This window comes from Halomonas sp. SpR1 (genome assembly GCF_031010175.1).
In the GTDB taxonomy this organism is placed as follows: domain Bacteria; phylum Pseudomonadota; class Gammaproteobacteria; order Pseudomonadales; family Halomonadaceae; genus Vreelandella.
Genome location: NZ_JAUAMB010000067.1, coordinates 1 through 8,958, shown reverse-complemented (window position 1 = coordinate 8,958; position 8,958 = coordinate 1). Strand labels below are relative to the sequence as shown.

Sequence of the window (8,958 nt, the reverse complement as noted above, 5' to 3'; positions counted from 1 at the left end):
CGTGGCTTGGGCGTCGGCGTGGTTGATCACCGCTTCATCGTCGTGGGTGACGTTCAAACCATGCAGCACCAGGTTCTTTTCCACGCTGGCCAGCCACTGGCAACCCTGCTGCAAGCCTTCGATGGTGGTGGGGGCGCGTTTGACCAGCCCGTTAAAACCGCGCTCCAGATCCTGGGCGATGGCAGGGAAACGGCGATACACGCTGGCCGGGTCGATCAGTTCGCGGGTGTTGCGGGCTAGCCAGCGGTTACCCGCCGCGTTGCCGTGGCGCGTGGCGACATGAACGAAACCCGCCGCCAGCTGTTCGGCCAAGCTGGGGAGTTTGTCAAAGAACCCCTGACGCCACTCAGCGCAGCCCGGTTTGGTGCGTGTGCCCGGTGCGCCAAACTGGCGAGATTGCTCAATCGCCGACATCACGCCTCCACCCCTTTGAAACAGGTGTGGTCACCGCCGGGGATGCCCATATCCACATGGATGAAGCGTGGTGGATTTTCGTTAACGGCTTTTTGCAATGCGAGGCAGATAGAAAGGTCGTGGTCGCCTAAAACGCCTTCGATCTGCGTTATTTGCGCGCCGAGCTTTTCCACCTCTGCCGCCAACTCTTTGGCGGCTAGCGGGCTATGGTTCGCTTTCAGCTCAGCGGCGAGGGATTTCAATTGGTTGTGAGCTTCATATAGCCCGAGCATGGTTCTGTTAACAAAGCCGATATTGCTGGAGTCGACGTTCATGCCACCCCCTTTTCGATCAGGCTTAGCCAGTGCAGGGCGGCTTTGGTGTTGCCTTCCACCAGGGCTTGGCGGGCGTGGCTGGCCAGTTCACGGCTGGGGTGCTGGGCGCGGTTGCGCAGCTGGTCTTTCAGGCCGCTGGCGTAGTCGCTCATGCGGTGGATGGCGGCGCGGATCGCCTCGCGTTCCGGCTTGGCGAAGTGGTTAATCTGCTGGGTGGCGTCGGCGTTTAGACCGGCGCTTTTCAGCACTAGGCGGCGCTCCGGAAAGGGGAGATCCGCCCAGACGCTGATTAAGTCTTGATCCGCCGCGCGGCTGTGCAGCTCGGCGCGGAGTTCGCCAAAGCCCGCCCGGTCGGTGTGAACGCGGGGCGGCGCTTTGCGTGTGGGGAGTGGGGTCACGTTGGCCATGGTGGGCTCTCTCAGTAGTTCAGCTCAGTAATTCAGTTCAGTGCTCGAGGACGACAGGACGGCGGGTATCGGCATCAACCACCTGGGCCAAGCCTGCGTCGCGGGCCTGCTGGATCATGCGGTCGAGGTCGCGGGCGGTGAACACCACCGGGCAGCCGTTGCGGGTGCGCAGTACCACTACATGGGCGGTGCTGGCGGTGAGGTCGATGGTTGCATCCAGATTGACGCTATCCAGATCCGCAAAGGCTTGAATGGCGGCCACTTCGGCGGTGGTTTCCGCGATGCCGTAGTCGTGCACCAGGGTGCCAATCGTGATGCGCAGCGCTTCGGCGCGGTTATCCCAGCGGTTTTGCCACAGCACTTCGGTGGCGATATCGAACGGTGCCTTGGCGGCTTTAATGGGTGCGACGTTCATGTTGTGGTTCCTTCTTGGTTTGATCTTCGATACCCAGACGCATCTGGCCTTGTTGCTCCAAACGGGCGTGCCGCTTGAACCACGGGGAGTACGGAAGATCCACTTTTGGGTTTGGCCTGAAACTGGGGGCCAGCACATGCTTTAACGAAAGGTCTGCTGTGGTACGGAAACCACAACCAAACACGTTGCTGCAGTGCAGGTAGAGCACCCGGAAAATGGGTAGATGCGTCTTCGAAGTTCGCACCCACATATGTGATCCGCAGTGAGGGCAGTCGAAGCGAAGTCGACTGTCCTGGTTTTCTACGCTTTCTGTTTCTTCTCCTTCGAGGTATTCCCCTTCGACGGAGCCCGGTTTTACATCGGTTTTTTCAGTCACTCGGCCCCCTTATTTCGTAGAGGGCGCGGCCTCGGCCGGTGAGGCTGGCCGTGCCCTTACGTAGTCGTCGGCGGGCGAGCCACTCCGCGGCTTGGTCGAGCGTTTCAAGCCCTTGCTGTTGCCGCACTGCCTCCAGCTGGGTGTCCAGCTCCTCATCCAGTGCTAAGCGAAACTCATGGGGCATTTTGGGTGCTCCTTTAGGGCCTTTTTTGTGCCTGCTTTTACGATGCACGTTGGCCCATACTGGTATTCACGATGTCGCTAACGCCGAGTGTTTCGAGCGCTTCTTTCAGCACCAATTGGCGCAGCAAGGTGGCTTTCGACATGCCGGTGTAGTCGACCAGGGCGTCAATCAACTTGGCTTCGTAGTCGTCCAAATTGATGGCGGCATAGCGTTGACGGATGCGACGGGTGTCTTGGTGCATGACGGCGTTCCTTATGCAGAAGCACGAACAACGGGTTAATTGGCGGAGAGGGTGTCTTGGTCGTATTGGGCGATGCCGCGCAGCATGAGCATGCGAGCGGTGGCTGACATCGAACGCATTTCCAGCTTGGTAATGCGTTCCAAGCTGCCGCGCTCGGCTTCGGTGAGGTAGGTCATGATTGGCGAGTTACACCCTTTGGGGGCATAAATCGGCTTTGGGGCAATGGTGTTAGTGGTGGCCATGGGTTAGGCTTCCTTAATGAAGTAAAAGACTTTTTAAAGGTGCGGGGGTTAGCGTTTATGGCGACGAACGTTGGTGACCTTCTTCGACGTACCCAAGGGCTTTGGGAATTCATCGAAGACGGTGGAGAAGGAGCCAAGCGGCTTTCCGAACTGCAAAGGGAGCTGGTGGACGCGCAAATGCGCGAGACGTCGCTCATTCAAGAGAATGCTGCGCTTAAGCAAACGATTGCTGATTACGAGAAGTTTGATATTGAGCGGCAGCACTACACGCGTCAGCAGAAACCGAGCGGGGCTTGGGTAGTTCAAGTTCGTCCCGGAGAGGAATTCGAAGCGAATGTGGAGAAGGGCGTGGAGTTTTGCGCACACTGCTTCCAAAAGCGCGAGCTTTCGATACTCCAGCCGGTCGAGAAAACTCGGTCTGCGAACATTTACTTGCGGTGTAATACTTGCGGCTCTGAGTTCATGGGCGACAAGCCTCAAGGATCTTTCGCCGAGTTCTGTTGAACGCTGTTGAGCAGGTGTGACCATGGCAGTGGTTCCCTTTGCGTTGTGTTGTAGAGTGAAAGACATATTTAGAGTGTATCCAAAACGATACCTTGTCAAGGAATGAATACCAAATGAGTTCTATAGGTGAGCGTTTACGTGATGAAAGAGTGCGGCTTGGCTTTTCTCAAGGAGAGCTAGGAGCAGCCGCAGGTGTCACAAAAAACACTCAACTGCTCTACGAGAGTGATAAACGCAGCCCTAAAGCTGATTACCTATCCGCTTTGCATGGGATTGGCGTGAATACACATTTCGTGCTGACAGGTAGTCGTTCGATTACATCTAGTGGCGAGCCATTGAGCTTGGCTGCGAATGAACCAGGGCCGGAACTCTCGCCGGTGAAGATGTACGACATCGAAGCCGCTGCCGGGGCAGGGCGTAGCTTTGAAGGCGAGCCGATTAAAACCACGCTCTACTTCTCGACGGCCGAACTTTCTGAACAGGGGCTCGATCCTGCCCAGGTGGTAGGCATCAAAGTGCGCGGCGATTCGATGGACGGCACCCTGGCCGATGGTGACTGGGTGCTGGTGGATCGTAGTAACCGCGACCCGAAACAGGAAGGGGTGTTTTTGCTGCTGGTGAGTGGCGAGCGCCGGATTAAACGGGTGCAGCGACTGGCGGGCGGGGCGCTGTACCTGATTAGCGACAACGACCACTACCAGCCGGAAATGATCAAGCCGCAGGATATGCATGATGTAGAGATTCTGGGGCGGTGTGAGATTCGGATTGGGCGGGTGGTTTAACTGTAAAACCATAAAGGCAGTAAGAAGGTTTTGAGACTGCTATTAAAAAATAGGGAGTTGGGGAATGACATTTGTAAAAGCATTGATCTTGTTGAGTGCCGCTGCTTTTTCCTCTACGGCATTAGCTGAACTTAGTCTTAGTGAACAGTACGATACCGTTGAAGAATTGATGTATGCCCACCAAGATTATGATCCTTCAAATAATACATTTGAGATGCTGGATTCAGATAAGCCACATTATCGGCTTTCCAAGCTGGCCTTTGCCAGCGAGCCTGAAAGCGTCACTTACTATGAAAATTGGCGTGCAGCAATTTATGGTGTCTATAACGTTTTTGCTCATACGTCTATTGAGAAAGTGACTGTAACTGCTACACCGCTTGAAATACCTAGCTTTCAGCAGAGAGATCAAACAACGTTACTAGATGATGAGTCTGTCACGCTTGAGATGAACCGAGAACAGGCTTTCGACGTGCTGGCGAGCTTGATCGATATTGATTCGCTGAGCGATGTGAAGGTTTCTGCTGAATATGGTTATCAGTGGTCGGAAGAGTTCATTACAGTCTATTACGAGGATCGGCAGCCTGGGCTGGATGCGCTGATTTCTGAGCTCAATCGATATTGTAGGGGTAAGTGTGAATAAATTTATAAAGTTAGGTGGAAAAGACGTTTATGGGAAATTCTCTTACAGAGAATTATCTGATAGAAATATAGTTTTAAAATCACAGTTTAATTTATGTGCCTTATGTGGATGTAGTATAACCTCTTTGAATAATACTGAGGAGCATATGATACCTCAGTCTATTGGTGGTAGATTAAAGGTTAAAGGTTTTATATGTAGAAGCTGTAATAGTAAAACAGGCGATAAATGGGATGCAGAATTAGCAAAACAACTTAACCCGCTAAATCTTTTATGTAATGTGAAACGAGAAAGGTCTCCTCCTCCATCACAAAATTTTAATACACGTGGTGGAGATTCCTTTACATGGAATAGTGATGGAACGTATAGCCCTTCAAAGCCTACTTTTAAAAGAAGTGAAACTGACGAGGTAGTTAAGTACGACATAGTTGCTAGAGACCAAAAAGAAGCGCGAAGAATGCTTAATGGTCTTAAAAAGAAGCATCCTGATATTGACATCGAAGATATTCTTTCTCAAGTCAGTTTTGTTTCTGATTATCTTGACGATCCAATTGAAATGAAAACTCAAATAGGTGGTGATCTTTCAGGAAGATCTATAGTTAAAACAGCTCTTTGCATGGTTTATGCAAGTGGAGTTGACTTGACTTTCTGCAATCTGGCAAATAACTATTTAACTAACAACAACGCAGCTCCATGTTATGGTTACTATAATGAAGAGGATTTGGTTGAAAATAGAGAAAAAGGAGTTCCTATACATTGTGTCGCTATAAAAAGTGATGCTAAGAAAAATTTAATACTAGGTTATGTTGAGTTTTTTGGTGCTTATAGAATGGTTGTTTGCCTTTCTGATTGCTATAAAGGAGAAGATTTTTATAATGTCTATTCTATAAATCCTGTGAATCAAGAAATTTTCGATATCAATGTTGATTTGGATTTTTCTCAGGAAGATATCGAACCTATATGTAACTATGAAAGAGCCAGTTTTTATAATTTTAAGAGAGCTATGTCAGATGTCATAGAGAGGGCTCAGGCGGCTAGCTTTGATGCAGAGAGAAAGCGGGTTATTGATTTGGCATATGCTTACGCGTTAGAAGAGTGTGGGATTAAAGAAGGTGATACCATTGAAGCTGTGCACTTAGAAAAAATAACACAATTGGTGATGCAGAAGTTAATGCCTTTTTTAATTCACCACTCTAAAAATAGGTAATAAGATATGTTGTTGGCAGGCGTACTGTGCATTTTCCCGTTCAGCGCGTCCATGGTGGCCATCATGGGCGCGCTGGGTTGAGCTAATATCAGATCGCCAAGTCGAGCGGCAAATCACTGATATCTTTTAATCGCTTTCCGTCAACCATGACGGCTAACAGATCGGCAGCATCATCCATGCCCAGTGTCGCTAACGTTTCTTGAAGCTCATAGAGCGCAAAGTGATAAACGCAGTCGATATCACCGGTACCCAGGGCGATGGAAGCGAGTCGGCTTGGGGTAGGTTCTGCGGTGACCACGACCACATGCGGCAGCCTACCTTTGCGGTTACGAATGAGGTTAAGCGCCTCTGAACGGGCGTTTTGGGCTCTGTCGCTGCGGATCGTCCACTTACAGGAAATGCTCGCGTGCAACAGCGGTAGGCCGCCGTTTTGCTTGCGAAGGCTCGATAACGTGGTGACTTCATCATCAACCAGGTGGCTATGGCGGTTAATGGTTTCATCGTCTTCCGCTTCCCGCACCACAACGATATCCGGCGTGATGGTGTAATCACTGCCTAGCGCCGCGGCGAGTTCGCTATCTGCCTTCGCGGCTTTATCCAGCGCTACCAAATGGGCGTATTGCTCATAGCGGGCAATTTCGAGACGGTTTCGGCCACCGACCTGGTGAATATCCCAAGTGCCTGGTCGCAGGTGTTGAAGCTTAAGGAAGGCCGCTTCAACGAAGTGGGCGCAGATGGTTTCAAACTGATTGCCGGATGTTTGCCCGGCAATGCGTTCGCCAATGGTTTCTGCTTTTAATAGGTCGGCGATACCTTTGGCGATGGCTTTACTGGTTCGATTGCTGCTATCGGCATTACTGACCACGCCTTTGTCGTTGGTGGTCAGTGTCGCTTTAAGCAGTTCGGCATGAAATGCTTTCCGTAGGTGTCCAAATTCCGCCGATGTTCCCATTACGCTACCTTGTAAATACGTTTGGCCGATAGTGCGTGAAAGATTTGTGATGCGACGGCTGCTGCCACTGGTGGCGGGAAAGCGTTGCCAATTTGGCGGTACGCAGCTGTCTTTTTACCGAAAATTTCCCAATCATCGGGGAAGCCTTGGATTCTGGCGGTCATCTTGGGAGTGAGTTTTGGCATGCCTACGAAGTCTTTTTCGGGAGGCTCATTAGCCAAGACATGCCCATTCACGCCTAGGGCGGCCCAGGCTTTTTTCGCACGGGTGGGGCCGAGGTCTGGCCCTCCGTGTTTTTTAGAGCCACCCACCAAAGTGGGCGCGATAGTATTGGCTTGTTTCGCCCACTCTTCAGCGCCTTCCCAGCCACCTTCTTGCATCAGGTCAAGCAGCAACTCGCCCACAGTGGGCGGAGCCACTTTTAAAGGCTCTGGCCATGAGAAGTGTTCGGAGAGCTCTTTGCGAATACCAACGCACACCACTCGGGGGCGAAGTTGCGAAACCCCATAGTCAGATGCGTTGAGCAGACGCCAACCGGTTTCATAACCCAGGGCGTTGAGTTGATCTTCTACTTTGCGCCGGTAATCGGCAAAGCGTGCATCCATAAGGCCGCGCACGTTTTCAAGCATGACGGCTTTGGGGCGACATTCATCGACGAGGCGGATTGCCTCGGGAAAGAGATCCCTTTCGTCAGCTTCGCCGAGCTGTTGGCCCGCCTTAGAGAAAGGGGGGCAAGGAACACCACCTGCCACTAAATCGACACCGTAATATGGCAGCCCATTGAAGAGCCGTAAGTCTTCTTCCCTGACATCCCACTGTGGGCGATTTAAGCGCAGCGTTGCGCAGGCGGGCGGTTCGATTTCAACGAGTGCTTCATGTTCAAAGCCAGCCAGCTCAATGCCGAGCGCTTGCCCGCCTGCGCCCGCACACATTTCAAGGGAAGTGAAACGGCCCATAATATCCTCACTAATAAAACGATCGAGCAGCGCCGGTGGGAGCCGTGCGCTACTCGATTTTGATCAACAGTGTATCACGTTGAAGGTGGATTTCAGGCCTATGGCCCTTGCCGCTGTTATGGCAATTCATTTTTGCTAATGTATTGCTTGATTATGTGTTTTTATACAGTATTGACGCTGAGGAAGCGGTTGGCAAATATTAATTGTCGTCGCTAAATGTGGAGTAAACACAGGGCAACAGCATGCGAGTGAACTACTTGGGGCCAGCAGTGGTGGGCGTGGAGCACCCAGCCGTGGCAGAGATGGACAGACGAAAATTTCCACCCAGCTGCTTTCTGGTGGAGATCAGCGAGGATGCACGCCCAGGCGGGCTTTGGATGGAAGGCGATGTGCTGGTGGTGGATGAGGCGCGTTCGTTTGGCCATGCCGATCTGGTGGTGGCGGAGGTGGAAGGCGAGTACCGGTTATTCAAAGCGCACCGCGTGGGTAGCCGCTGCCGGTTGCTGCCTGCCAGTGGTGGTCAGGGGTGTTTTATAACCGCCAAGCAGTATCGAGGGGTGGTGGTTAGGCAATCCAGGTGTTGGGCGGTGTAGGTTATTTCTTACAAACAGATGGCAAAATGCTTACATGCATTGCTCAGCTAATTTGGCATAGTAGTGTGGTCGCCTAATAGCACGCGTGGCGGAAACGCTTCGCCAGAAGATTGCGGCAACGGAATACCCCCGGCCATGTGGAGTGGTCGGGGGTTTTGTTTTTAAAAAGAGGGCATAGTGAAGATGAAGAAAATAGCATTAGGCGCCACATTGGTTTGTTTGTTGTGTACGTCTTTATTGGCGTTTGCGGATGAGTGGTACGAGGGCGGTACCTTAGAAAATGCCAATGGCAATGAATGGCGTGAAGCCAGTGAAGAAAACAAGGTAGCGTCGGCGGGTGGTCTGCTAAAGGAGATGTATGAGCAAGGGTACCTCGACCCTAGAGTATTTCCCGATGTGAACAGTGTTGATGATCTTCGACCACATGCGGAGAGCCTCTCTATGTATACAGATGAAGTGATAAATCATGTCGTTGAGGGTGCTGAAAGCCCTGCCCAAGCAGAGAGACTGTTACGTTACATGTTGGGGCCATTGACTTATGGTGCGGCAAGGATGGGTGAGGCCGCGAGTGAAGAATAAGTGCTGATACTCACCGCGTCTCCATCCGAATACTGCAGGTATACCCCCGCTCCGTGAAATTGTGGGTGACTTCGTCAATGATCCAGGGCGTGGCGTCGATCTCTGGCTTGTAGCCTTCGGCAGTGACCGGGGTTTCGGGGTAGATGTCGGCGCGG

Annotated in this window: 16 protein-coding genes; 6 read left to right on the top strand and 10 right to left on the bottom strand. The window is 51.9% G+C overall.

Going from position 1 to position 8,958, the window contains the following annotated elements:
• The 8 genes from QT231_RS23890 to QT231_RS23855 form a co-directional block, all read right to left on the bottom strand.
• Window positions 1-414, bottom strand: a 414-nt coding sequence (locus QT231_RS23890) for a hypothetical protein (protein ID WP_308339265.1), incomplete at its 3' end; no start/stop codon positions are given.
• A complete protein-coding gene (locus QT231_RS23885; RefSeq protein WP_308339264.1) occupies window positions 414-728 on the bottom strand; it encodes a hypothetical protein in 315 nt (104 codons plus the stop codon). The genes QT231_RS23890 and QT231_RS23885, both read right to left, overlap by 1 nt.
• On the bottom strand, window positions 725-1,135 hold the full coding sequence (locus tag QT231_RS23880) for a hypothetical protein (protein ID WP_308339263.1): 411 nt from the start codon (window positions 1,133-1,135) through the stop codon (window positions 725-727). Before QT231_RS23880 ends, QT231_RS23885 begins: the two co-directional genes overlap by 4 nt.
• Before the next feature lie 37 nt (window positions 1,136-1,172).
• Window positions 1,173-1,550 (bottom strand): hypothetical protein, encoded by a 378-nt coding sequence (locus QT231_RS23875; protein WP_308339262.1) that lies wholly within the window; start codon window positions 1,548-1,550, stop codon window positions 1,173-1,175.
• Window positions 1,531-1,926, bottom strand: coding sequence for an ogr/Delta-like zinc finger family protein (locus tag QT231_RS23870; RefSeq protein ID WP_308339261.1), 396 nt, complete (start codon window positions 1,924-1,926; stop codon window positions 1,531-1,533). Before QT231_RS23870 ends, QT231_RS23875 begins: the two co-directional genes overlap by 20 nt.
• A complete protein-coding gene (locus tag QT231_RS23865) occupies window positions 1,919-2,110 on the bottom strand; it encodes a hypothetical protein (RefSeq protein ID WP_041158940.1) in 192 nt (63 codons plus the stop codon). Before QT231_RS23865 ends, QT231_RS23870 begins: the two co-directional genes overlap by 8 nt.
• A 37-nt stretch (window positions 2,111-2,147) precedes the next feature.
• Entirely contained in the window at window positions 2,148-2,351 is a 204-nt protein-coding gene (locus QT231_RS23860; protein ID WP_041158941.1) for a hypothetical protein, read from the bottom strand.
• Between the two features lie 35 nt (window positions 2,352-2,386).
• Window positions 2,387-2,593, bottom strand: a complete 207-nt coding sequence (locus QT231_RS23855; RefSeq protein ID WP_308339260.1) for a hypothetical protein — start codon at window positions 2,591-2,593, stop codon at window positions 2,387-2,389.
• Window positions 2,594-2,650: 57 nt separating this feature from the next.
• On the opposite strand from QT231_RS23855, the gene QT231_RS23850 reads away from it, so the two are divergent.
• From QT231_RS23850 to QT231_RS23835, 4 genes are all read left to right on the top strand, one after another.
• Window positions 2,651-3,097, top strand: a complete 447-nt coding sequence (locus QT231_RS23850; protein WP_308339259.1) for a hypothetical protein — start codon at window positions 2,651-2,653, stop codon at window positions 3,095-3,097.
• 113 nt (window positions 3,098-3,210) lie between these two features.
• Window positions 3,211-3,879, top strand: coding sequence for a S24 family peptidase (locus QT231_RS23845; protein WP_308339258.1), 669 nt, complete (start codon window positions 3,211-3,213; stop codon window positions 3,877-3,879).
• Between the two features lie 64 nt (window positions 3,880-3,943).
• Window positions 3,944-4,519: a hypothetical protein gene (locus QT231_RS23840; protein WP_308339257.1), complete on the top strand. Its 576-nt coding sequence runs from the start codon at window positions 3,944-3,946 to the stop codon at window positions 4,517-4,519.
• The gene (locus tag QT231_RS23835) at window positions 4,512-5,723 is read left to right on the top strand and encodes an HNH endonuclease (protein WP_308339256.1); all 1,212 of its coding nucleotides are present in this window, start codon (window positions 4,512-4,514) and stop codon (window positions 5,721-5,723) included. Before QT231_RS23840 ends, QT231_RS23835 begins: the two co-directional genes overlap by 8 nt.
• An 88-nt stretch (window positions 5,724-5,811) precedes the next feature.
• On the opposite strand, the gene QT231_RS23830 is transcribed toward QT231_RS23835, so the two are convergent.
• Window positions 5,812-6,675, bottom strand: coding sequence for an NgoMIV family type II restriction endonuclease (locus tag QT231_RS23830; protein ID WP_308339255.1), 864 nt, complete (start codon window positions 6,673-6,675; stop codon window positions 5,812-5,814).
• Window positions 6,675-7,631 (bottom strand): DNA cytosine methyltransferase, encoded by a 957-nt coding sequence (locus QT231_RS23825; RefSeq protein WP_308339254.1) that lies wholly within the window; start codon window positions 7,629-7,631, stop codon window positions 6,675-6,677. Before QT231_RS23825 ends, QT231_RS23830 begins: the two co-directional genes overlap by 1 nt.
• Before the next feature lie 242 nt (window positions 7,632-7,873).
• Here QT231_RS23825 and QT231_RS23820 point away from each other — a divergent pair, with 242 nt between their 5' ends.
• Together QT231_RS23820 and QT231_RS23815 are read left to right on the top strand one after the other, a co-directional pair.
• Entirely contained in the window at window positions 7,874-8,224 is a 351-nt protein-coding gene (locus tag QT231_RS23820) for a hypothetical protein (protein WP_308339253.1), read from the top strand.
• 177 nt (window positions 8,225-8,401) lie between these two features.
• Window positions 8,402-8,803 carry a hypothetical protein gene (locus QT231_RS23815; RefSeq protein ID WP_308339252.1) on the top strand — a complete coding sequence of 134 codons (402 nt, stop codon included), beginning with the start codon at window positions 8,402-8,404 and terminating at the stop codon, window positions 8,801-8,803.
• The last annotated feature ends 155 nt before the right edge of the window (window positions 8,804-8,958 follow it).

Coding starts and splice junctions, on each gene's coding strand:
- QT231_RS23885 (WP_308339264.1), bottom strand. CDS start 728: ATGAACGTCGACTCCAGCAATATCGGCTTTGTTAACAGAACCATGCTC.
- QT231_RS23880 (WP_308339263.1), bottom strand. CDS start 1,135: ATGGCCAACGTGACCCCACTCCCCACACGCAAAGCGCCGCCCCGCGTT.
- QT231_RS23875 (WP_308339262.1), bottom strand. CDS start 1,550: ATGAACGTCGCACCCATTAAAGCCGCCAAGGCACCGTTCGATATCGCC.
- QT231_RS23865 (WP_041158940.1), bottom strand. CDS start 2,110: ATGCCCCATGAGTTTCGCTTAGCACTGGATGAGGAGCTGGACACCCAG.
- QT231_RS23860 (WP_041158941.1), bottom strand. CDS start 2,351: ATGCACCAAGACACCCGTCGCATCCGTCAACGCTATGCCGCCATCAAT.
- QT231_RS23855 (WP_308339260.1), bottom strand. CDS start 2,593: ATGGCCACCACTAACACCATTGCCCCAAAGCCGATTTATGCCCCCAAA.
- QT231_RS23850 (WP_308339259.1), top strand. CDS start 2,651: ATGGCGACGAACGTTGGTGACCTTCTTCGACGTACCCAAGGGCTTTGG.
- QT231_RS23845 (WP_308339258.1), top strand. CDS start 3,211: ATGAGTTCTATAGGTGAGCGTTTACGTGATGAAAGAGTGCGGCTTGGC.
- QT231_RS23840 (WP_308339257.1), top strand. CDS start 3,944: ATGACATTTGTAAAAGCATTGATCTTGTTGAGTGCCGCTGCTTTTTCC.
- QT231_RS23830 (WP_308339255.1), bottom strand. CDS start 6,675: ATGGGAACATCGGCGGAATTTGGACACCTACGGAAAGCATTTCATGCC.
- QT231_RS23825 (WP_308339254.1), bottom strand. CDS start 7,631: ATGGGCCGTTTCACTTCCCTTGAAATGTGTGCGGGCGCAGGCGGGCAA.
- QT231_RS23820 (WP_308339253.1), top strand. CDS start 7,874: ATGCGAGTGAACTACTTGGGGCCAGCAGTGGTGGGCGTGGAGCACCCA.